Origin of the sequence: Lysinibacillus sphaericus (assembly GCF_002982115.1) — a bacterium.
Classification (GTDB): domain Bacteria; phylum Bacillota; class Bacilli; order Bacillales_A; family Planococcaceae; genus Lysinibacillus; species Lysinibacillus sphaericus.
Genome location: NZ_CP019980.1, coordinates 85,452 through 107,380 on the forward strand (window position 1 = coordinate 85,452; position 21,929 = coordinate 107,380).

Annotated in this window: 23 protein-coding genes; 20 read left to right on the top strand and 3 right to left on the bottom strand. The window is 36.9% G+C overall.

The features are described 5' to 3' along the window. Positions 1–31 precede the first annotated feature (31 nt). The 5 genes from rsmG to LS41612_RS00375 all read left to right on the top strand — a co-directional run bounded on the left by rsmG (position 32) and on the right by LS41612_RS00375 (position 4,452). Positions 32–748, top strand: coding sequence for a 16S rRNA (guanine(527)-N(7))-methyltransferase RsmG (rsmG, locus tag LS41612_RS00355; protein WP_024364634.1), 717 nt, complete (start codon positions 32–34; stop codon positions 746–748). 180 nt (positions 749–928) lie between these two features. Beyond that, on the top strand, positions 929–1,828 hold the full coding sequence (gene noc, locus LS41612_RS00360) for a nucleoid occlusion protein (protein WP_024364635.1): 900 nt from the start codon (positions 929–931) through the stop codon (positions 1,826–1,828). Between the two features lie 227 nt (positions 1,829–2,055). After that, positions 2,056–2,817 (top strand): ParA family protein, encoded by a 762-nt coding sequence (locus LS41612_RS00365; protein WP_024364636.1) that lies wholly within the window; start codon positions 2,056–2,058, stop codon positions 2,815–2,817. After that, the gene (locus tag LS41612_RS00370; protein WP_024364637.1) at positions 2,810–3,664 is read left to right on the top strand and encodes a ParB/RepB/Spo0J family partition protein; all 855 of its coding nucleotides are present in this window, start codon (positions 2,810–2,812) and stop codon (positions 3,662–3,664) included. The genes LS41612_RS00365 and LS41612_RS00370 overlap by 8 nt, the downstream gene beginning before the upstream one ends. 71 nt (positions 3,665–3,735) lie before the next feature. Beyond that, positions 3,736–4,452, top strand: coding sequence for a DUF554 domain-containing protein (locus LS41612_RS00375; protein ID WP_024364638.1), 717 nt, complete (start codon positions 3,736–3,738; stop codon positions 4,450–4,452). Here the strand turns inward: LS41612_RS00375 and yyaC are convergent. Continuing rightward, entirely contained in the window at positions 4,369–5,001 is a 633-nt protein-coding gene (gene yyaC / locus LS41612_RS00380) for a spore protease YyaC (protein ID WP_025220908.1), read from the bottom strand. The genes LS41612_RS00375 and yyaC overlap by 84 nt on opposite strands. Positions 5,002–5,094: 93 nt before the next feature. Between yyaC and LS41612_RS00385 the strand changes: the two genes are divergently transcribed. The 4 genes from LS41612_RS00385 (at position 5,095) to LS41612_RS00400 (ending at position 8,844) form a co-directional block, all read left to right on the top strand. Beyond that, complete coding sequence (locus LS41612_RS00385; RefSeq protein ID WP_024364639.1) at positions 5,095–5,976, top strand: mechanosensitive ion channel family protein; 882 nt, start codon at positions 5,095–5,097, stop codon at positions 5,974–5,976. Between the two features lies 1 nt (position 5,977). Continuing rightward, positions 5,978–6,178, top strand: coding sequence for a DUF951 domain-containing protein (locus LS41612_RS00390; protein ID WP_024364640.1), 201 nt, complete (start codon positions 5,978–5,980; stop codon positions 6,176–6,178). A gap of 355 nt (positions 6,179–6,533) precedes the next feature. Next, positions 6,534–7,634, top strand: a complete 1,101-nt coding sequence (ychF, locus tag LS41612_RS00395; RefSeq protein ID WP_024364641.1) for a redox-regulated ATPase YchF — start codon at positions 6,534–6,536, stop codon at positions 7,632–7,634. A 169-nt stretch (positions 7,635–7,803) separates the two neighbouring features. Continuing rightward, entirely contained in the window at positions 7,804–8,844 is a 1,041-nt protein-coding gene (locus tag LS41612_RS00400; RefSeq protein WP_024364642.1) for an acyl-CoA dehydrogenase family protein, read from the top strand. Positions 8,845–8,870: 26 nt separating this feature from the next. On the opposite strand, the gene LS41612_RS00405 is transcribed toward LS41612_RS00400, so the two are convergent. Beyond that, positions 8,871–9,434 (bottom strand): DUF3267 domain-containing protein, encoded by a 564-nt coding sequence (locus LS41612_RS00405; protein ID WP_024364643.1) that lies wholly within the window; start codon positions 9,432–9,434, stop codon positions 8,871–8,873. A gap of 173 nt (positions 9,435–9,607) precedes the next feature. Between LS41612_RS00405 and rpsF the strand changes: the two genes are divergently transcribed. The 11 genes from rpsF to LS41612_RS00460 all read left to right on the top strand — a co-directional run bounded on the left by rpsF (position 9,608) and on the right by LS41612_RS00460 (position 20,496). Then, a complete protein-coding gene (rpsF, locus tag LS41612_RS00410) occupies positions 9,608–9,898 on the top strand; it encodes a 30S ribosomal protein S6 (protein WP_024364644.1) in 291 nt (96 codons plus the stop codon). Between the two features lie 36 nt (positions 9,899–9,934). After that, entirely contained in the window at positions 9,935–10,507 is a 573-nt protein-coding gene (ssb, locus tag LS41612_RS00415; protein WP_024364645.1) for a single-stranded DNA-binding protein, read from the top strand. A gap of 47 nt (positions 10,508–10,554) precedes the next feature. Next, the gene (gene rpsR, locus LS41612_RS00420) at positions 10,555–10,791 is read left to right on the top strand and encodes a 30S ribosomal protein S18 (RefSeq protein ID WP_024364646.1); all 237 of its coding nucleotides are present in this window, start codon (positions 10,555–10,557) and stop codon (positions 10,789–10,791) included. A 318-nt stretch (positions 10,792–11,109) separates the two neighbouring features. After that, entirely contained in the window at positions 11,110–12,042 is a 933-nt protein-coding gene (locus LS41612_RS00425; RefSeq protein WP_137034864.1) for a hypothetical protein, read from the top strand. Then, positions 12,039–13,325 carry a hypothetical protein gene (locus LS41612_RS00430; RefSeq protein WP_024364648.1) on the top strand — a complete coding sequence of 429 codons (1,287 nt, stop codon included), beginning with the start codon at positions 12,039–12,041 and terminating at the stop codon, positions 13,323–13,325. The genes LS41612_RS00425 and LS41612_RS00430 overlap by 4 nt, the downstream gene beginning before the upstream one ends. Next, a complete protein-coding gene (locus LS41612_RS00435; RefSeq protein ID WP_051147788.1) occupies positions 13,318–13,983 on the top strand; it encodes an ABC transporter ATP-binding protein in 666 nt (221 codons plus the stop codon). The genes LS41612_RS00430 and LS41612_RS00435 overlap by 8 nt, the downstream gene beginning before the upstream one ends. Positions 13,984–14,269: 286 nt before the next feature. Beyond that, the gene (locus LS41612_RS00440) at positions 14,270–15,211 is read left to right on the top strand and encodes a YybS family protein (protein WP_024364650.1); all 942 of its coding nucleotides are present in this window, start codon (positions 14,270–14,272) and stop codon (positions 15,209–15,211) included. A gap of 14 nt (positions 15,212–15,225) precedes the next feature. Continuing rightward, positions 15,226–17,199 carry a DHH family phosphoesterase gene (locus tag LS41612_RS00445; protein ID WP_024364651.1) on the top strand — a complete coding sequence of 658 codons (1,974 nt, stop codon included), beginning with the start codon at positions 15,226–15,228 and terminating at the stop codon, positions 17,197–17,199. Then, positions 17,196–17,642, top strand: coding sequence for a 50S ribosomal protein L9 (gene rplI, locus LS41612_RS00450; RefSeq protein WP_024364652.1), 447 nt, complete (start codon positions 17,196–17,198; stop codon positions 17,640–17,642). Before LS41612_RS00445 ends, rplI begins: the two co-directional genes overlap by 4 nt. Before the next feature lie 13 nt (positions 17,643–17,655). Then, the gene (gene dnaB / locus LS41612_RS00455; RefSeq protein WP_024364653.1) at positions 17,656–19,017 is read left to right on the top strand and encodes a replicative DNA helicase; all 1,362 of its coding nucleotides are present in this window, start codon (positions 17,656–17,658) and stop codon (positions 19,015–19,017) included. A 189-nt stretch (positions 19,018–19,206) separates the two neighbouring features. Next, positions 19,207–20,496 (top strand): adenylosuccinate synthase, encoded by a 1,290-nt coding sequence (locus LS41612_RS00460; RefSeq protein WP_024364654.1) that lies wholly within the window; start codon positions 19,207–19,209, stop codon positions 20,494–20,496. 281 nt (positions 20,497–20,777) lie between these two features. Here LS41612_RS00460 and LS41612_RS00465 read toward each other — a convergent pair. Further along, positions 20,778–21,928 (bottom strand): IS3 family transposase gene (locus LS41612_RS00465; RefSeq protein ID WP_105928880.1). Its coding sequence is split into 2 segments (ribosomal slippage): positions 20,778–21,655 and positions 21,655–21,928, totalling 1,152 coding nucleotides; the frame shifts between segments, so codons are not numbered across the junction. Between the last annotated feature and the right edge of the window lies 1 nt (position 21,929).

Below are 21,929 nucleotides of genomic sequence, written 5' to 3' on the forward strand. Positions count from 1 at the left end.
ATATTGAGCCATTTTTTAAAGGAGACCTTACATGAACGAACAACAATTTATTGAGGCATTGAAGGACAAGGGGATAGAACTTTCTGACAAGCAACTAGCACAGTTCAAAAAGTATTTTGAACTGCTTGTCGAGTGGAATGAAAAGATGAACCTAACAGCAATCACAGATTTTGAAGGTGTCTATCTAAAACATTTCTATGATTCTATTAGTGCCTCATTTTATTTTGATTTTACACAGGTAACAACCGTTTGTGATGTAGGAGCTGGAGCTGGTTTTCCTAGTATTCCAATTAAAATCTGCTTCCCACATTTACAAGTAACAATTGTAGATTCTTTAAATAAACGCATTACATTTTTAAATCATTTAAGTGAAGAATTACAGTTAGATCATATGCATTTTGTCCATGCCCGTGCAGAAGAATTTGGTCAAAATATTAAATATCGTGAACAATTTGATGTTGTAACAGCCCGTGCAGTAGCTCGCTTGTCTGTACTATCAGAATTATGTGTACCACTAGCAAAACAGGGTGGTTACTTTGTTGCGTTAAAGGCTGCGGCAGGTCCAGAAGAATTAAAAGATGCAAAAAAAGCATTGGTCACTTTAGGTGTGACATTAAAAGAAGAATTTTCTTTTACTTTACCTGTTGAAGAAAGTGAACGTACTTTATATGTTTTTGATAAAATAAAAGGAACGCCAAAAAAATATCCGCGTAAGCCTGGTGTACCAAATAAAACACCTATTCAATAATTAGTGTTTCATGTGAAACTTCTCAAACTGGAAAAATATTTTCTCTAGTTTGAGCATACATACTAGTTATGGATGGTTCACGCAAATGACATCTATGAACTATATACATTTTAGGAAATATAATAAATAATAATAGAATGAGACAGAGCAAGATAGTTACTTAAAGGTGGTGCCACTTGGATGAAAAGTCCTTTTTCACGTTTTTTTGGAGGCGGAAATAAAGCAGAGCCTATTGTGGAAAATGAAGTAGAACAAGCAGAGGCGGTTCGTGCAACAGAAGAGGTCATTAAGCTTCCAATCGATCAAATCGTACCAAACCGTTTTCAGCCACGTACTATTTTTGATGACGAAAAAATTGAAGAATTATCTAGAACCATTCATACCCATGGTGTGATTCAACCAATTGTTGTACGTAGCACAGCAAACAATCAATATGAAATCATCGCCGGTGAGCGTCGTTACCGCGCAATGAAAAAGCTGCAATGGACAGAAGTTCCTGCGATTGTACGGAATTTAACGGATAAGGAAACAGCATCAATTGCATTAATTGAAAACCTTCAACGTGAAGAGTTAACGGCAATTGAAGAGGCAGTGGCCTACCAAAAATTATTAGAGCTTCATGAGCTAACACAAGAAGCTCTTGCCCAACGACTAGGAAAAGGACAATCCACGGTAGCCAATAAATTACGTCTATTAAAGCTTCCTGAAGAAGTGCAGCAAGCTATATTAAAGCGTCAAATTTCTGAAAGACATGCACGTGCACTAATTGCTATTAAAGATCAAACATTACAATTAGAAGTTTTGCATCAAGCGATTGAGCATGATTGGAATGTTCGCCAATTAGAAGAGCACATCCATGCATTATTACATCCAGAAGCGGTGGATCAAGAAGAAGCCATTCCTAAAAAAGTGAAGCCGAAAAGAAAAGCAATAAGTAAGGATGTCCGCATAGCCCTAAATACGATTAAACAATCACTATCAATGGTGACAAAAAGTGGTATAACGGTTAAGACAGAAGAAGAAGATACAGAAGAATACTATCAAATTACAGTAAAAATACCTAAAAAGAAGAAATCTTAATTTAATTATATTAAAAAAGTAATTTGTACGGTTTTATATGTGGAATACAGGGGAGGATCTTAGAAATAAATCTAAGATGCCTCCTTTTTTGTATATATTCTTAATATTTTATACAACTCTGTTGAGTTTTTTTGATAGAATGATAAGTAAGATAACGGTATTGAACAATGATTTTACAAATGGATTTGTCAAAGCAAACTTTGATAGATGAAAGCAGGTGCTTTTAAATGGGTAGAATTATAGCAATCGCCAATCAAAAGGGTGGCGTAGGTAAAACAACAACATCGGTCAATTTAAGCGCTTGTCTAGCATATTTAGGAAAAAAAGTGCTATTGATTGATACAGATCCACAGGGCAATACAACAAGTGGACTGGGCATTAATAAAGGGGAAATACAAAGTTGTATTTATGATGTACTAATCGATGACGAAAACGTTGAAAATGTCGTCCAACAAACAAATGTTGAAAATCTATATATCGTCCCTGCAACCATTTCTTTAGCGGGAGCAGAGATTGAATTAGTTTCAACGATTTCTCGTGAAGTACGCTTAAAGCATGCACTTCAAGACATTAAAGAAGACTATGACTATATTATTATTGATTGCCCACCATCATTAGGGCTACTAACAATTAATGCATTAACCGCGTCTGATGCACTGATAATTCCTGTGCAATGTGAATATTATGCATTAGAAGGGTTAAGTCAATTATTATCGACTGTGCGTTTAGTGCAAAAGCATTTGAATCAGCAGTTATATATTGATGGCGTATTATTAACAATGCTTGATGCAAGAACCAATTTAGGGTTACAAGTAATTGATGAAGTGAAAAAATATTTTCAAGATAAAGTATATAAAACGATTATTCCTCGTAATGTACGATTAAGTGAGGCTCCAAGTCATGGACAGCCTATTATTATTTATGATGCAAAATCAAGAGGTGCTGAAGTTTATTTAGAGATGGCGAGGGAAGTGATAAAAAATGGCTAAAGGTTTAGGAAAAGGTATTGGTGCTCTATTTCCAGGAGAATCGTTAGAACAAAGTGAAAAAGTAGAAGAACTACAACTAAAGCTAATAGTCGCAAATCCATTTCAGCCTCGTAAAATATTCGATGAAGAAACATTACAAGAATTAGCTGATTCAATTCAGGAACACGGTATTTTACAACCAATTGCTGTACGGAAAAAAGGACAGAAATATGAAATTGTAGCAGGAGAACGTCGTTATAGAGCGGCACAGTTAGCAGGCCTAGAATTACTGCCAGCGATTGTTAAAGAACTGACGGACTCACAAATGATGGAGCTTGCTATTTTAGAAAATTTACAACGTGAAGATTTAACAGTTATTGAAGAGGCAGAAGCATACCAAAGTCTAATGGAAAACTTACATCTAACACAGGAGGAGTTATCTAAACGCTTAGGTAAGAGTAGACCGCATATTGCGAATCACGTTCGTTTATTAGCTTTGCCAGAGGAAATTCGCGCGTTGATGAATGAAGGTATATTATCAATGGGACAAGGACGTGCCTTACTTGGATTAAAAAATAAAAGAAGAATCCCAGAAGTTGCACGCAAGATTATTAAACAAGGCTTGAATGTGCGTCAGGTAGAAATTTTGGTGCAAAGTTTAAATGAAGAAGTTTCACGTGAAACATCGCAACCGAAGAAGAAGGATATTTTTGTTGTAGCGAAAGAATCGCAATTACGGGATTATTTTGGTACAAACGTTCAAATTAAAAAGACAAATAACAAAGGTAAAATTGAAATTGAATTTTACTCAGAAGATGATTTGGAACGTATTTTGGAAATATTAAACATTCAAGAAGATGATTTATAGTCCACTAATGTAATTAGAGCGCCAATATACTAGGCGCTCTCTATTTTTCTAGAGAGAAGGAAGGCCTTTTTGTGGTAATTTTAGGAGCATTAATTAATGCACTGTTGATTATAGTCGGTGCATTGGTGGGGCGCATTTTTAAAAATATTCCTGAGTCGATGAAAGCTTCTGTATTATCGATTATTGGCTTATCCGTTGCACTTTTAGGAATCAAAATGGGCTTCGAGAGTAATAATTTTATTATATTAGTGGTAAGTTTAGTAGTAGGAACTGTGATAGGAGAATGGCTAGATTTAGATAAGCAAATGAATCGACTTGGTCAGTGGATTGAATCACTTTTTAGTAAAAGACGTACGAATGACAATCAAATTAATATTGCAGAAGGCTTTGTAACTGCATCATTAATATTTGTTGTTGGTTCCATGGCGATTATAGGCGCACTTGATAGCGGGCTACGACAGGATCATAATGTCCTAATAACAAAAGGTATTATTGATGGTTTTACATCGATTATTTTAGCTTCTACTTTAGGTATTGGCGTATTATTATCAGCCGTTCCAGTATTTGTATACCAAGCGGTAATTGCCATTTTTGCAGGCGTCATCAGTGTATATATCCCAGATGACGCCCTACAGATGTTCATTACAGAAATGACATCAGTAGGTGGTGTTATGATTTTAGCAATAGGGTTAAATATAGCAGGCCTAACAAAGATCAAGGCTGCTAACTTGTTGCCGGGTATTGTCGTTGTCGGCATCATGGTTGCCATCATCTATCCTTTTCAATGAGTAGCGATGCGCAGCAAGCAGTAAAGCTCTTGAAAGCTTTTCAGCCATAGCATAAGAGATATGCAGTCGCGTATTTTGTAACACGAGCATTTCCATAAAGCCTCCAATATTGACGATTCCTTTAACGGAAATGTCACCAATTGGGGGCAATTCTTTTTTTACTGCTTTCCCAGGCAATATTGGCCCGTTCTGTACTGCAATATGTCCAACGTTTTGTTCACTACCTAGACATGCATCAATCGCAATAATAAAAGGTTTCGTAGTATGATGGTGTAACTGCTGTATGGTTGAATCTAAGTTGAGGGCATGCAATGGATTTTCTAAAGTTCCTACAACTTCATAAGGGAAACTAACAGACTTTTTCAAAAAACTACCTGTTAATGGCCCTAATGTATCCCCAGTACAACGATCACTTCCGATACAACAAAAAATAAGACGTTCATGATGAAAAGGAATATACTCTAAAAATAATGTACTCAATTGCCAAACAGCATTTTTACTTTCGTGATGAAGCGAATAGGGCAGTACTAAATTTGGAATAGTATTCATAAAAAAACTCACTTTCATTTTTATTTGTAAGAAGTGCTCAATTTTTATGCAGTATACGCAAATTTTTAACAAGTTATTCAAGAGGTGGTAATAATGGAATTTAACACAAGAGTAATGCAGAAAAAATGGGATCAACTGACGTCGGAGGCCTTTTGGGATCAGGTTATCGATGCAACGATTGAAATTACATTAATCCTTATTGCATCGTGGTTAGCTGTTCGATTAGGTAAAAAATTTATTAAAAAAGCATTTTTAATACGAATGCGCTCACCATTAAATCATTCAGAACGCCGACAACGAACAATTGCAAGATTATTACAAAGTGTTATTTCGTATGTTGTCTATTTTTCGGCAATTATAGCTATTCTTTCTTCACTGAACATTAAGGTAGCTGGCTTACTTGCAGGGGCGGGAATCGTCGGTTTAGCTATCGGGTTTGGTGCGCAAAGTTTAGTAAAGGACGTGATTACAGGGTTCTTTATTATTTTTGAAGACCAGTTCGGTGTAGGGGATTATATTAAAATAAATGCAGCGGAAGGAACGGTTGTAGAAATAGGATTACGTACAACAAAGATTAATGGTGCTACTGGGGAGCAATTTATTATTCCAAATGGTGCAATTGGCGAGGTTATTAACTACTCTATCAATAACTCGAAAATTTTTATAGATTTACAAATGACAACCGATGCAAATTTCGAAAAAGCAGAAGGGCTTATTAAAAAGTATTTAGAAACACTACCTGATATGCATAAAGAGCTTGTGGCAGTACCTACCTTTTTAGGTGTCCAAAATGTAAAGGGAACAGAAGTAACGATTCGCATTGCCGCTGAAACATTACCACAACAACAATATGGCGTAGCTCGAACAATTCGCCGTGATGTGACGCAATTATTTGAGGAACATGATATTCCTATGGCGTATCCTAAAATGATGTTATATGGTGGAAGTGGAAAAGATGATGGGAGAAGTGAATAATATGGAAGCAAAAAAATTTGATCTAAATGATATTGTCGAAATGAAAAAACAACATCCATGTGGTACAAATGAGTGGAAAATTATTCGAATGGGTGCAGATGTGCGCATTAAATGTGAAGGGTGTCAGCACAGTGTGATGATTCCGCGTCGAGAATTTGAGAAAAAAATGAAGAAAATCATAAAGCGTGCAAGTGAAGTCTAGCTTTTTGTGTATTAGACTTTTTATGGGCGAATCAATATAATAGATAGGGTTATAAAGAAAACTTTAACTTGCTTCAACAGAAGTTCCCTGCCCTTAGGTGGGGAATACCAACTATGCACTTAAATTCATGGGGGATTTCAATCCCGATTGCTTCAAGTGAATTGCCCCAGCGAATGGACAGATTTATAGAGAAACTTTTTGACAAGGAAGCTCGAAAGAAAAATCTGGACAAAATGACGTAGGGTGTAATTGCTTGTGTCGGTCTCCTTCATTACGGATTAGGCGTTAAAGTGTCATAATACTGTGGTTTAACAGAAACAAAATTGAACTGATTATAGAAAGGTTGTGTCCATTTATGGCATTAACAGCTGGAATCGTTGGTTTACCTAACGTTGGAAAATCAACATTATTTAACGCAATTACAAAAGCGGGCGCTTTGGCTGCCAACTATCCATTCGCAACAATCGATCCAAACGTAGGTATTGTTGAAGTACCTGATGCACGTTTAGACAAACTAACAGAGTTAGTAATACCAAAAAAGACTGTGCCAACAGCATTTGAATTTACTGATATTGCAGGTATCGTAAAAGGCGCTTCTAAAGGAGAAGGCTTAGGAAACAAATTCCTTGCACATATCCGTGAAGTAGATGCAATCTGCCAAGTAGTACGTTGCTTTGTAGATGAAAATATTACACACGTGTCAGGTGCGGTAGATCCAATTGATGACATTGAAGTAATTAATTTAGAGCTAGCACTTGCTGATTTAGAATCAGTGGATAAACGTTTACAACGCGTAAGCAAAATGGCAAAACAAAAAGATAAAGAAGCGATGGTGGAAGAACCGATTCTTCTAAAAATCAAAGCTGAATTAGAAAACGGACGACCTGCTCGTGCTGCTGAACTTTCAGAGGACGAACTAAAAGTGATTAAAGGTCTTCACCTATTAACGATTAAACCAATGCTTTATGTTGCCAATGTTTCAGAAGACGAAGTGGCAGATGCAGATAATAATGAATATGTTCAAAAGGTACGTGAATATGCATCAGCTGAAGGTGCACAAGTCATTACAATTTGTGCAAAAATTGAAGAAGAAATTTCTGAGCTTGACGATGAAGAAAAAGCGATGTTCTTAGAAGAACTAGGCATTAAAGAATCAGGTTTAGACCAACTAATCCGTACTTCATATGATTTACTAGGTCTTGCCACATACTTCACAGCTGGAGTCCAAGAAGTACGTGCATGGACATTCCGTAAAGGCATGAAAGCACCACAATGTGCTGGTATTATTCATACAGACTTTGAGCGTGGATTTATTCGTGCAGAAACAGTTGCTTTCGATGATTTAGTAGAAGCAGGCTCACAAGCTGCTGCGAAAGAAGCGGGGAAAGTACGTCTTGAAGGTAAAGAATATATTGTACAAGACGGCGATATCATGTTATTCCGCTTTAACGTGTAATTTAAAATTGCCATTATGAATGTAAGCAATTCTCATGAAATACAAACAGAATGTAGTTTATATTCATAAAAACATAATAGGCTATCTCCTAGCGAATCTTTTCATGTTTGGGATAGCCTATTTTTGGTTATATAGATATCAGAATTTTCAATTTCTAAAGGGGGATATTATGAACATAGTAGAAATAAAAAAGCGGGCTTTAGAAATCGAACAGTCAGGAAAGTTACCACAAGATATATTAGAAATTATTTATGAGCAACGATTGTTTAAATTATTTATTGCAAAAGAGTTAGGTGGTAAAGATTTAGACTTACTCGAAGGAATAAAAGTATTTCAGCGCATGTCTGCTATCGATGGAAACTTTGGCTGGCTTGTGACAATAGGAACAGGCGGAAATATGTTTGTGCCAACGTTTAAGCAAGAAATAGCTGAAGAGATTTTTTCACCAAGCGATGCAGTAATAGCAGGGAGCGGCTACCCTACAGGTACAGCCGTAAAAATGGACAGCGGTTATTCGGTAACAGGGCAGTGGAAGTATTGTAGTGGTGCTGACTATGCAACAACATTTACCATGAATTGCTTTATTAAAGAAGATGGTATGCTGACAGATAAAATCATTAGTTGCGCGGTGAGCCGGGAGCAAGTAGAAATTATCAATGATTGGCAAGCAATGGGTCTAAAAGCAACAGCAAGTCATACAATCCGAGTACAAGATATATGGATACCATTCGATCAAACATTCCAATTAGGTATTTGTAAAAATAATTATGATAATGCAGTCTATCGTTTTCCGTTTGGCACTTTTGCAGAGGCTTCTTTTTTAAGTGTTTGTCTGGGCATTACGGAGAATTTCTTAGAGGAGGCTGCAACTGTCATTGAACGAAAAAATAAAGAATCCCATCGCACAGAACGTATTGGCGCATTGCAGTTTCTTTATATGCAACAACTAAAGCGTTTTAGACAGATTGAAGAACATTTTTACGCAATGTTGACAATCTATTGGCAAAAACATAAACAGGGAATTGAACTGACAGAGCAAGAATACCAACAGTTTACGGAAATGAGCAAAGAAAGTGCAGCTGACTGTGTGGACATTGCTAATAGTATTATTCGCAGTCTCGGAATGGACGCTATTATTGAAACAGCAACGATTAACCGCATTTGGCGAAATTTATGTACAGCTGCACAACATGGATTTTTAACACCATAATAACTTATGCTCCTAGAAGATAGCCATTACTTATCCGTTTTCTGTGGAGGATAAACATACAGCTTTGGTAACTGAGGATCGTCCTCTACAAGAGCATGTTTAGGATATTTGCGTAATTCCTTATACATGGCGAAATCTCCGACTGCTCCGCCAATTAAAAAGGCACCTGCAAGTAGTAAGATGGTACTGTTAAAGTAAAAGCCAGCAATGGTTGGAACAATACCAGTTGTCCAAAATGGCAATAACAACGCCTTTTTCATTGCATAATTAGGGAGAGGTTTGTCGGTCGTTGCATAGGCTACCCCAAGCTCTAAGTTAATACCGTATTTTAGCGATTTAAAAGGCACGCCACCAAAGAGCATAAAGCCAATTAAATGAAAGGCTTCATGCAATATGATAAGCACGATATAAAGTACGACAAAAAGGATAAATCCACTTAGCATTTGCCAAACCGAAATTTGAAACTCCTTCATACATATAAATTGTATGGCAATAAATAAAATAGCGAGGCCACTAGTAATAACAACACTATCCATCATTAGTTTCTTAATATCTAATTCAATTACTTCGGGTTTTTGATCGGGTAACATAGAAGTCCTCCTTCATGAAATTAGTAATCTTCATTATATCGAATGAATTATTTGATTGCGACTTGAAAGACAGATGCCAATGTGTTACAATTCATTGATGTGAGTAATATTTATTACTTACTCCTTGCTCCCTGCAAACAGGAGAGCCTGAGTCCATAAGGAGGTGTAAACAGATGAGAAAATACGAATTAATGTACATCGTACGTCCAAACATTGAAGACGAAGCGAAGAAAGCTTTAGTTGAACGTTTCAACGAAATCTTAACTTCTAACGGTGCTGAAGTCATCGAAGCAAAAGAGTGGGGCAAACGCCGCTTAGCTTACGAGATCCAAGACTTCCGCGAAGGTTACTACCAAATCGTGAAAGTAAACGCTCCTTCAGAAGCAATCAACGAATACACACGTCTTGCTAACATCAGCGAAGATATCATTCGTCACATTGCAGTTCGCGAAGAAGCAAAATAATTTTAAACAAAATGCTGAAAAGGAGGTTGCATTCTGATGATAAATCGTGTCGTATTAGTTGGAAGACTAACAAAAGACCCTGAGCTGCGCTACACACCGAATGGTATTGCGTCTACTCGATTTACAGTAGCTGTGAATCGTACATTCTCAAACCAACAAGGTGAAAAAGAAGCAGATTTCATTAGCTGCGTTGCTTGGCGTAAACAGGCTGAAAACTTAGCGAACTTCATGAAAAAAGGAAGTTTGATTGGAGTAGAAGGTCGTATCCAAACAGGTAGCTATGAAGGACAAGATGGTAAGCGTGTATATACAACTGATGTTGTGGCAGATAGCGTACAGTTTTTAGAGCCTCGTAGTGGTGGAGGTGCTCCTGCATCGAACCAATACGGCGGACAATCTTACGCTAATAGCCAGCCGTCATATGGCGGTGGACAACCACAACAACAGTATGGTGGCGCGATGCCTCAGCAAGGTTCATTTGGCGGCGGTGCTTCTTATCAGCAAAATCAACCACCAATGAATCAGCCGAACTATACACGAGTAGACGAAGATCCATTTGCGAATAGCAAGGGACCGATTGAAGTATCAGAAGACGATCTTCCATTCTAATTCTTCGAGCTACAAAAACTATAAACTTATAAGGAGGAGACATCACTATGGCACCACGTCGCGGAGGCCGCAAACGCCGTAAAGTTTGCTATTTTACATCTAATAACATTACGCATATCGACTATAAAGATGTGGATTTATTAAAAAAATTCATCTCTGAACGCGGTAAAATTTTACCACGTCGCGTAACTGGCACTAGCGCTAAGTACCAACGTAAATTAACTTCAGCTATCAAAGTTTCTCGTATTATGGGATTACTTCCATTCGTATCTGAAGATAAATAAGATGATTGAGCACAACAAGGTTTAATGCCTTGTTGTGCTTTTTTATTTCCTTGAAAATCGATACAGAACAAACCCCCAAAAATGGAGGCAGATTTACATAGATGTCTAAATAAACATCACTATTAAAACTATCAATTTTTATTAAATTTAGAATATTGACAGATAATTATATTTTAAATTATTATAATATTGAAAATTTTAAAATTTATTTTGTAATTCAAGAGGTGTTAAATTTGAAAACTACAAAATGGATGTTGGTAGGTGCACTTTTAGATCTCTTTTGTCCCATCCTCTTTCTTACAATGAAGGTAAAACAAAGTGAAAAACTGTTTAGTATCTAGTAGGTTTTTGTTACTAACGTTGCTATTGTTTACTAGCGCCACTTCCTTGCTTTATATACTGGACTCTGTTAGTTATACCAATATGATTAACAATGGCTATATCAGTAAAAATGCTGTTGAATTCATTATTAAAACCGAAGAGCCTTCTCTAGACATTGACTTAGAAGAACCGTATTTGTTAATGCAATATAAACTAGATAATCCACAATTAAAATATATTTATATTCATCCATCCGTAAAGTTGCCACCTATAAACTATCAAAAACAACCACGCTCAACAGACTATATAATTACAGGCAATGTTTTTCCTGAAGAGGTACTGTCAAGAAATATGAAAAGCCTCGTTATTGGACAATTTGACACACCATCCTCTTACTTAAATAGAGAGGCATGGTATATAGTCATGTCTCAACAAATCAACTTGAAAAATGGAACGAAGTTTATTCTCAATGTGGAAAGTGGCAATCCACATCAATTAATTGAAAAAATACTTCCTAATACGAGTTATCAGCTACTTGAAAACGAGGATAGAGGAACTGCCATATTAACTTCCAATATTTTATTGAAAGGATTCTTAATCATTTCTTTACTATTTGTCATTATTGCACAAGCTGTTTCAGTCGTTTATGCCATTCAAAGTAAAAAATCTATTGTTCAAATATTGTATTTTGCAGGAGGGAAATGGCAACTTATATTTCTTAAAGTGTTTAAAATAGAATTCATTGCGCTCATCATGATCATGTTATTGGCATTTTTATCATTAATAGCGTTTAACCATTTCTATTCGATTTGGGGGAATCAGTGGTACTACGTATCTGTTTTCTATATATTAGTAACATTTATAGTGTATTTTTTAGCCTGTCTGCTCATGACAAAGTCCTTGATTAAAAAAGGAGTAAGATCGTTTTGAATACAGCTAGACTTCTACTGAAAAATAATAAATGGTTTACGTTGTTTTTAAGGTTACTTTCATTTCTATTTTCTGTCGTTTTATTTGTACTGTTAGTAAATATAAATATTTCAAAAATAGAAATACGTTCAGCAAGTAAATTTCATCACTACAATATCTATCAGATTACGGATGATTTAATCGGTAAAAGAGAAATTGAATTTTTTAAAGATGTAAAAAACTATGATATACTCAATGATTTTAATAACCGGGTATTTGAAAATAGTAAATTGATCTTTTATAATGCCGTATCGCAACCAATAGGCTTAAAACAATATCCCCCTGATAAGAAGTTCTCCGCCAACTATGAATTTGGTTCCAATAATGATGTATACGAGTACGATGGGCAGTTTTATCAATCCACTAAATCGATTCAAATTACTAAATCCGTTTTTGATTATAATGTCGTTGAACTGGTGGAAGGACAGCCATTTGATGATTCTGCTTATGTCTACGTAGCAGGAAAAAATGAAATACCGGTCATTCTTGGCTCTGACTATCGTCAATACTATAAGTTAAATGACCAATTAGAGCTTCATTATTACTATGAAAAATTTGTCGGGCGAGTAGTCGGTTTTGCAAAGGAAAATTCATTTATTTTCACTAATCTTGAACCGCAGCAAGTGCTCAATCGCTACATCCTACTGCCTTCCATGTCGCTTTCTGAACAACCTTCTATGTTGTTACAAAAAACAGAGGTAGATGAAATATTCTTTCGCGCACTTCTATTAAGTAACATGGGTGGTTATTTAATGACCAACTTAAACGCGCTTGAGGTAAGAAAGGAAGTTGCAGACATAGGAAAAGTTACGAATTTCACTAATTATCAAATTATTGGTGCGAATTCGCTATCAGTGAATCTTTTATACAAAATGGTTGATGCCAATCAAACACTTATTTTTACAATATCGGGTGTTGTATTTATTTTCATATTGTGTGCTTTCTATTTGTTCGTTAAGAGTTTCATAAAAAGACAATTCGATACGTATTTAGTGTTCATTATGAGTGGGGTTACAAATAATAAAATTAAAAAAACTATACAATTCCAATTTTCAACCCTCAATGGTATGAGTATAGGACTGGCATTGTTGTGCACCGTTCTATTTATGCAAGACATTACGCTACTATCTATTTTATTAATTGCTGGGTTCTTGGTTTGGTTGTTATTCTATGTCGTAGTTTATATATTAGTGAATCAATTATTAGCAACGACGAATATCATTGAAAAGTTAAAGGGTGATTAAAATCATAAGCTTTATTTCTTTAGATAACATCGTAAAAGCGTATAATGAAAAAATAATATTACATCACATTAATTTAGAAATTGTTAACAATCAATTCATTTCTATAAAAGGACCTAGTGGCGTTGGAAAAAGCACACTTTTAAATATATTGGCTGGACTTGAAAAAGCGGATAGTGGTAAATATATTTTGGATCGTATAGAAATGCATGCCCAAAATCTTAATGAGCTTTCGGAAATAAGAGGCAGTCGAATCGGATACATATCACAATACAATCCAATGATTCGCAACCTTACAGTTCGGGAAAATATCGTAGTACCTTTATTATTAGGCAACTATAATCAAAAGCAAATCACGGCATATCTCGATGAACTAAGTGCCTGTTTAAAAATTAATCATTTACTTGATAAGAAAATTGACAAGTTATCTGGTGGAGAAAGACAACGAGTAGGAGTCATCAGAGCACTGATTAAAAAGCCTATATTGTTGATTGCTGATGAGCCGACTGGGTCATTGGATGACGATACGACAATTTTAGTGTTTCACCTTTTTAAAAGGCTGTCTGAAAGTGGAACGACTATCGTTATGGCTACTCATAGTCATTTAAGTTCTCAATATGCTGATAAAGAATATAGGATGAGTTCGGCGGGGATTTTTTAAAACGCTCAAACCGTGGGTGATATGTAGCTATTATTCGGTGAATTTTGGTATTTTGAGTTCGGTATTGTACCGGACTCATTTTTTATTTTCGCCTTTATCTGGGGTGATTTTTTTGCCCCAAAATAGTAAAATTCCATACCATTATCCTATTTTGATAAGGAAACTTCACTTTTGTCATTATTTCATCAAAAAGCCTTTAGACGTTCTTAGCGTTTTTTGTTCAATAAGGTGAAAAAATGGTACAATAAAGTTTAGTAAGTTTGACTGATAAAAAGGAAGGTTTTCAATGCCGAATAATCAAACAAAGGCGCTTGTACAAGGCTCGATGATGGTTGCAATGTTTACAATCTTAATGATTGCTTCAGCATATGTACCAATTATTTCTTTAGTAGCCTTACTATTTACTCCATTACCAATTGCTTGGTATAGCGCAAATTACAAGCGTTCCTCATCAATACTCGTCGCAGTTGTAGGTTGTATATTAACTGTGCTAACGAGTGGACTGTTTATGCTACCATTCGCCTTTATTATGGCGTTACTTGGGGTAATCATAGGTAATGCAATTCAATTAAAGAAGAGCAAACTTTATTTATTCATGTCATCTGGTATCGCGGTACTTTTATCGTCAGCACTTGTCTATTTAGCCTATGTGCAATTAGCGGGAATTAACGTGATGGAAATGAGCTTGGACATTGCCCGAGATAGTTATGAGCAATCCAACGAGCTTGCTAAAAGTATGACAGGTCAAATCGCTATTCAACCTGAACAAATGGAGGCTATGCTTAACACAATTGAGCTAACAATACCTTCGACAGTAACAATCTTTGCATTTTTAATAGCATTTACTATCATTACATTGAATTTACCTATTTTAAAACGATTAGGTTTAGCAGTACCAAAATTTCCAGCATATGAAAATATGCGACTTCCACGCTCTATTTTATGGTACTACATGATTATTTTGTGTATTAATCTATTTATACGTCCAGAAGCGGGCTCTATGCTAGATATTATTGTATTAAATGTGTCTTATATTTTGTGGCTTTTATTAATTCTTCAAGGAATATCATTTATTCATTATTTCATTGCGACGAAAGGAATGCCGAGTGTTGTCAAATGGATAGCTACCATTTTAGCTATTCCACTATCATCATTCATTATCTTACTCGGTATTATAGATTTAGGTTTCGACGTGCGTTCACTTGTGAAAGGGAAGACTAAGGAATAAGGGGCTGATGAGTAATGGGGACTTTTAGAAAACGACCAATCCGCTATCCGCTTTTTGTTCTTTCCATTTTTGGCATTGTGACGTTCGCGCTTCTTTGTATTTGGAATATCGCGATTGGTATTGGCTATGGAGTAGGCTTTGCGTTATTAATGGCCTACACATGGAAAATTGAAAAAGCTACTTTTGAAGAGACCGAAAAGCATATAGAATCCATTTCCTTCCGTATGAAAAAGGTTGGGGAAGAGGCATTACTTGAAATGCCGATTGGGATATTGCTCGTCAATGAGGAATACGAAATTGAGTGGTCAAACCCATATATGCAAAATGTATTAAACAATGAGGCATTAGTGGGTGAAGGAATTGTCAATATATCCGACGACATCTACGTACTGATGAAGACCGAGGAAACAAAAGAAGCAACGATTACGCTTCGTGATCGTAAATATCGTGTCTTTTACAAGGAAGAGGAGCGTCTACTATATTTCTTCGATATTACAGAGCAAATTGCAATTGAAAAACAATACTTTGCAGATCGTACAGTTATTGCTATTTTATTTGTCGATAACTATGATGAAATTACACAAGCAATGGATGACCAGCCGCGTAGCTTAACTAATACGATGGTAACGTCTATTGTCAATGACTGGGCAGCGGAGCACGGAATATTTGTCAAACGAATTTCATCGGATCGTTTTTTAGCAGTTTTAAATGAATCGATTTTAACAGAACTAGAAAAGAAAAAATTTGCTATTTTAGATACAATTCGTGAAAAGACAGCACAAAAAAACCTTTCACTAACACTAAGTATTGGTGTTGGTGCTGGCTCTTCTTCACTAGTGGAACTTGGTGAATTAGCCCAATCGAGTTTGGATCTTGTTTTAGGTCGTGGTGGGGATCAGGTAGCCATCAAACAACCTACAGGAAAGCTAAAGTTCTATGGAGGGAAAACCAACCCTGTTGAAAAACGTACACGTGTTAGGGCGCGGGTTATCTCACATGCCCTACGTGATTTAATACAAGACAGTGACCAAGTGTTTGTTATGGGACATAAAAATCCTGATATGGACTCTATTGGTGCATCTGTTGGAGTTCGCAAAATGGCTCAAATGAATGATGTAAAAGGCTATGTCGTCATTAATTTTGATGAACTGAACGGTAGTGTCACACGTTTAATGAATGAAATTGAAAGTAAATCCGATTTCTACGAGCACTTCTTAACGCCAGAAGAAGTGGCTACAAAAATGACTGAAAAATCCTTACTTATTATTGTAGATACACATAAGCCGAATTTAGTCATTGATCCATACTTATTAAAGCTTGCGGAAAAGGTAGTCGTAATCGACCATCATCGTCGTAGTGAAGACTTTATTGAAAATCCAACGCTTGTGTATATGGAGCCTTATGCTTCGTCTACAGCAGAGCTTGTTACTGAGTTATTAGAGTATCAGCCAAAGCGGGCAAAAATTAATATGCTAGAAGCGACGGCGCTATTAGCAGGGATTATTGTAGATACAAAGAGTTTTACACTTCGTACAGGTGCCCGCACGTTTGAGGCAGCTTCTTATTTACGAACAAATGGAGCCGATACAGTTTTAGTACAAAGACTTCTAAAAGAAGACATCAATACGTATATTGAACGTTCGAAAATTGTGCAAACTGTGAAATTCGTGAAGCCTGGCATCGCACTAGCCGTAGGTGAAGATTCAAAAATTTACGATTCCGTATTAATCGCGCAAACGGCAGATATTTTACTAACGATGAAAGATGTAAACGCATCTTTTGTCATTGCGCATCGTGCTGATGGTAAAATTGGTATTAGTGCAAGGTCATTAGGAGAAGTAAATGTACAGCTTATCATGGAAAGGCTCGGCGGTGGCGGGCATTTAACAAATGCTGCTTGCCAAATTGAAGCACTTTCCATTAGTGAAGTAAAAAAATATTTAGAAGAGGCCATATATGAGGTACTCGAAGGGAGTTCTGAATTATGAAAGTAGTATTTTTAAAAGATGTTAAAGGTAAAGGAAAAAAAGGGGAAGTAAAAAATGTAGCAGATGGCTATGCACAAAACTTCCTAATTAAAAACGGTTATGCTGCAGAAGCAAATGCACAAGCAATGAGCCAATTACAAGGTCAAAAGAAACTAGAAGAAAAAAACGCAGCAGCAGAATTAGCTGAAGCACAAGCTTTAAAAGAAAAGCTAGAAGCATTAACAGTGGAGTTAAAAGCAAAATCAGGAGATGGTGGACGCTTATTCGGTTCAGTTTCGACAAAACAAATTGCAGAAGCACTGCAAAAAGTACATGGCATTAAAATTGATAAACGCAAAATGACTTTACCTGATGGCATCCGTGCACTAGGCTTTACAAATGTACCTGTAAAACTACATCACGAAGTATCAGCGACATTAAAAGTACAAGTAACGGAAGAATAAGGGGCGACTATCCATGAACGAACCGATGATAGACCGCGTTCCACCGCATAACCGGGAAGCGGAGCAATCGGTTATCGGTGCAATTTTTCTAGAACCACAGGCACTAATCACAGCATCGGAAATTCTGTTAGCTGATGATTTTTACCAAAACGCGCATAAGAAGATTTTTGAGACCATGTTGCGTTTAAGTGATCAAGGAAAAGCGATAGATGTTGTAACAGTTACTGAGGAATTATCAGCAAAAAAAGAGATTGAGGATGTTGGCGGGCTATCGTATTTACTAGAGCTCGCCAATGCTGTCCCTACGGCAGCAAACGTTGCTCACTATGCCAAAATCGTTGAGGAAAAAGCGTTATTACGTCGTTTAATCCGTGTAGCTACAAAAATAGTTGAAGATGGCTACACACGTGAGGACGAGGTAGAGGCATTACTCGGCGAAGCAGAGAAGAAAATGATGGAGGTCGCCAACCGCAAAAATGCTGGCGACTTTAAACATGTAAAAGATGTTTTAGTCGAGACATTCGATAATATCGAGCAGCTTCAATCACGTAAGGGCGATGTAACAGGTATTCCAACAGGTTTCCGTGATTTAGACCATATTACAGCAGGTTTCCAACGCAATGACTTGATTATTGTTGCGGCACGACCTTCTGTAGGGAAAACGGCTTTTGCGTTAAATGTTGCACAAAGTGTAGCTGTACAAGCACGTGAAAATGTTGCCATCTTCTCATTAGAGATGGGTGCTGAGCAGCTTGTCATGCGTATGCTATGTGCCGAAGGAAATATTGATGCACAAGTTTTACGTACAGGTGCTTTAACTACCGAAGATTGGGGTAAACTAACGATGGCAATGGGAAGTTTATCGAATTCAGGTATTTTTATTGATGACACGCCAGGTGTCCGTATCAATGAAATTCGAGCAAAGTGTAGACGTTTAGCACAAGAGCATGGACTTGGAATGATTCTAATCGATTACTTACAGCTTATTCAGGGTAGTGGGAAGCCTGGAGAGAACCGTCAACAAGAAGTATCAGAAATCTCACGTTCATTAAAAGGATTAGCGCGTGAGTTAAAGGTACCAGTAATTGCACTATCACAGCTTTCGCGTGGTGTGGAGCAACGTCAGGATAAGCGACCAATGATGAGTGACTTACGTGAATCAGGAAGTATTGAGCAGGATGCCGATATTGTTGCCTTCTTATATCGTGATGACTATTACGATAAAGAGTCCGAGAGTAAAAATATGATTGAAATTATTATTGCTAAACAGCGTAACGGTCCTACAGGAACAGTTACACTTGCTTTTAAAAAGGAATTCAATAAATTTATAAACGTGGATTGGTCACAAATGCCACCACCGCCACCACGTGATTAGTAATATTTATCTATAAATGAGATAATATTCATACCATTCCGTCATTAAACACGAACGTTAAATCATAGTAATTGATTTTATGTTCGTGTTTTTAACTATTTTTTTATTGACGAGTTGTTTCTAACATTGTTACAATAATTTACGGCTTGATTAATGAGATACAATACGTATCTAACGGAGGTGCTGATTATGACATCAGTTGTAGTTGTAGGAACACAGTGGGGAGACGAAGGTAAAGGTAAAATTACAGATTTCCTTTCACAAAAGGCAGATGCTATTGCCCGCTTTGCAGGTGGCGATAACGCTGGACATACCATTAAAATTAATGGTGAAACATATAAGTTACATTTAATCCCATCAGGTATTTTCTACAAAGAAAAAACATCTGTAATGGGAAATGGGATGGTTGTTAACCCAAAATCACTTGTAACAGAATTAAAAGGACTGCAGGAACGAGGCATCAATACAGAAAATCTTCGAATTTCAAATCGTGCCCATGTCATTTTACCATATCATATTAAACAAGATATCGCAGATGAAGAAAGCCGTGGCGATAACAAAATCGGTACAACTTGTAAAGGTATCGGACCTTGCTATCAAGATAAAGTAGCACGTATCGGTATCCGTATGGCTGATTTATTAGATAAAGAAGTATTTGAAGAAAAACTACGTCATAATTTAGCAATTAAAAATAAGTTGTTCGAGAAATTTTATGAAGTGGAAGGTGTAACATTCGAAGAAATCTTCGAAGAATATTACGGTTATGGACAAGAAATCGCAAAATATGTTACAGATACTTCAAAAATTTTAAATGATGTATTAGATGAAGGTGGCAGAGTATTATTTGAAGGGGCACAAGGTATTTTACTTGATGTCGATCAAGGGACTTATCCATTTGTTACTTCTTCAAACCCTGTTGCTGGTGGTGTAGCGATTGGTGCAGGTATTGGCCCATCAAAAGTTTCAAGTGTTATTGGAGTATGTAAAGCCTATACATCACGTGTAGGAGATGGCCCATTCCCAACTGAATTATTTGACGAAGTTGGTCAGCAAATTCGTGAAGTAGGTCGCGAATATGGTACAACGACTGGACGCCCTCGTCGTGTAGGCTGGTTTGATACAGTTGTCGTTCGCCATTCACGCCGTGTAAGTGGTATTACGCATTTAGCATTAAATTCAATTGATGTTTTATCAGGTTTAGACACTGTAAAAATCTGTACAGCTTATAAATATAAAGATGAAACAATTACAGAGTACCCAGCAAATCTTCATATTATTGAACAATGTGAACCTATTTATGAGGAGCTTCCAGGCTGGTCAGAAGATGTTACAGGCTGCCGCACATTAGAAGAGTTACCAGAGAATGCACGACGCTATGTAGAACGTGTAAGTGAATTAACGGGCATTCAAATTGCTACCTTCTCTGTCGGTCCTGGTCGTGAACAAACAAATGTATTAGTAGACATTTGGGAAGCATAATCAAGAGACGAGGATCAATTTTAAAAAGAGGGAAAACGGTATTCGTAAATCTCCACTGTTTAAAATGAATGGAACCTTATAGTTGTTGGTAGCGAAGGCGGGCGACTCCTGCGGGAACGCACAGCACGTAAGACGCAACAAGCCGCGCGACAGCGAGGGTTGCGGCTTACGGTGTGCCCGCGGAAAGCGTCCGCCGTAGCGGACAACAACGGACATAGTAAAAAGTGTTAGATTGATTTGAGGGACTGACCCCGATATATAAGACAGTAATCAAAAAAGCATTACCCAACCAGTTGTCGGTATTGAACCGGCGACTGGTTGTTTAGTTTCGTTTGAATTCGGTTATTGTTATAATAGTTTATATAGTCTTTGACAGTTTGTTCTACGATGGCCGTCGTAGTACTGTTCAAATTGTCTAAGTAGAATGTTTCAGACTTTAACACAGAATGAAACGATTCGATTGGGGCATTATCAGCGGGCGTACCTTTACGGGACATGCTCATGGTAATGCCTTTTGCTTTTACGGCCTGTTGATAATCATACGATGTGTATACCGCCCCTTGGTCACTGTGCAACGTACACCCTTCGGGCAAATGATGAAGTTGAGCTAATGTATCCAGCACAAAATCAGTATCTTGGCAGTCTCCAATCGAATAGGCAATAATTTCACCATTATATAAATCTTGAATACTTGAAAGATACAACTGTTTTTGACCAAATGGCAAGTAAGTAATATCAGTTACGAGCTTCTGTAACGGTGCGGTGGCTTCAAAATCGCGATTTAATAAATTTGCTGCGATTGCATAAGGTTGTCCTGTTCGTTTCCGTTTTTTCACTTTCACGCGACATTGCCAACCATATTTTTGCATGATACGTTGAACCACTTTATGATTGACGCACATTTCTTGACGTAAGAGTGCTGTAATTTTTCTGTAGCCATAGCGAAATTTATTTGCTCGACAGAGTTCACCGATACGTCTCTCTATTGCTTGACGAGACCTTGCATCGGTTGATGCCTGTTTCCAACGATAGTAGGTAGATCGTGCAATCCCAAAGTGTTTACAAATGTCCTTTACAGACATCATGCTTCTTAGTGACGCAACTAACTGTACTGCTACTTCTCCAACCACTTCCTCTCCAACTCTGCGTACTTTTTTAGCACCTCAATTTGTTGCTTTAAATAACGGTTTTCCAATGCTAATTTCGTTTGTTCATTGTCCGGTTCAGGACCCTTATTAAAGATATATTGTTTGCCTACAGGTTGTTTCAAACGATTGACTTCACCATTTCTATACCAACGCACCCATGTTTCGACCTGTGTTTTATGGCGTATATTTAATTCCAATAGAATCTGTTTGACAGGTACACCCGCTAATCGCATCTTAATCGCTTTCATTTTTACTTCATAGGGATAACTCACTCTTGTTCCCATA

What these genes read in the sequence shown, in the direction of transcription:
- rsmG (WP_024364634.1), top strand. Translation starts at nt 32, where the DNA reads ATGAACGAACAACAATTTATTGAGGCATTGAAGGACAAGGGGATAGAA.
- noc (WP_024364635.1), top strand. Translation starts at nt 929, where the DNA reads ATGAAAAGTCCTTTTTCACGTTTTTTTGGAGGCGGAAATAAAGCAGAG.
- LS41612_RS00365 (WP_024364636.1), top strand. Translation starts at nt 2,056, where the DNA reads ATGGGTAGAATTATAGCAATCGCCAATCAAAAGGGTGGCGTAGGTAAA.
- LS41612_RS00370 (WP_024364637.1), top strand. Translation starts at nt 2,810, where the DNA reads ATGGCTAAAGGTTTAGGAAAAGGTATTGGTGCTCTATTTCCAGGAGAA.
- yyaC (WP_025220908.1), bottom strand. Translation starts at nt 5,001, where the DNA reads ATGAATACTATTCCAAATTTAGTACTGCCCTATTCGCTTCATCACGAA.
- LS41612_RS00385 (WP_024364639.1), top strand. Translation starts at nt 5,095, where the DNA reads ATGGAATTTAACACAAGAGTAATGCAGAAAAAATGGGATCAACTGACG.
- LS41612_RS00390 (WP_024364640.1), top strand. Translation starts at nt 5,978, where the DNA reads ATGGAAGCAAAAAAATTTGATCTAAATGATATTGTCGAAATGAAAAAA.
- ychF (WP_024364641.1), top strand. Translation starts at nt 6,534, where the DNA reads ATGGCATTAACAGCTGGAATCGTTGGTTTACCTAACGTTGGAAAATCA.
- LS41612_RS00400 (WP_024364642.1), top strand. Translation starts at nt 7,804, where the DNA reads ATGAACATAGTAGAAATAAAAAAGCGGGCTTTAGAAATCGAACAGTCA.
- LS41612_RS00405 (WP_024364643.1), bottom strand. Translation starts at nt 9,434, where the DNA reads ATGTTACCCGATCAAAAACCCGAAGTAATTGAATTAGATATTAAGAAA.
- rpsF (WP_024364644.1), top strand. Translation starts at nt 9,608, where the DNA reads ATGAGAAAATACGAATTAATGTACATCGTACGTCCAAACATTGAAGAC.
- ssb (WP_024364645.1), top strand. Translation starts at nt 9,935, where the DNA reads ATGATAAATCGTGTCGTATTAGTTGGAAGACTAACAAAAGACCCTGAG.
- rpsR (WP_024364646.1), top strand. Translation starts at nt 10,555, where the DNA reads ATGGCACCACGTCGCGGAGGCCGCAAACGCCGTAAAGTTTGCTATTTT.
- LS41612_RS00440 (WP_024364650.1), top strand. Translation starts at nt 14,270, where the DNA reads ATGCCGAATAATCAAACAAAGGCGCTTGTACAAGGCTCGATGATGGTT.
- LS41612_RS00445 (WP_024364651.1), top strand. Translation starts at nt 15,226, where the DNA reads ATGGGGACTTTTAGAAAACGACCAATCCGCTATCCGCTTTTTGTTCTT.
- rplI (WP_024364652.1), top strand. Translation starts at nt 17,196, where the DNA reads ATGAAAGTAGTATTTTTAAAAGATGTTAAAGGTAAAGGAAAAAAAGGG.
- dnaB (WP_024364653.1), top strand. Translation starts at nt 17,656, where the DNA reads ATGAACGAACCGATGATAGACCGCGTTCCACCGCATAACCGGGAAGCG.
- LS41612_RS00460 (WP_024364654.1), top strand. Translation starts at nt 19,207, where the DNA reads ATGACATCAGTTGTAGTTGTAGGAACACAGTGGGGAGACGAAGGTAAA.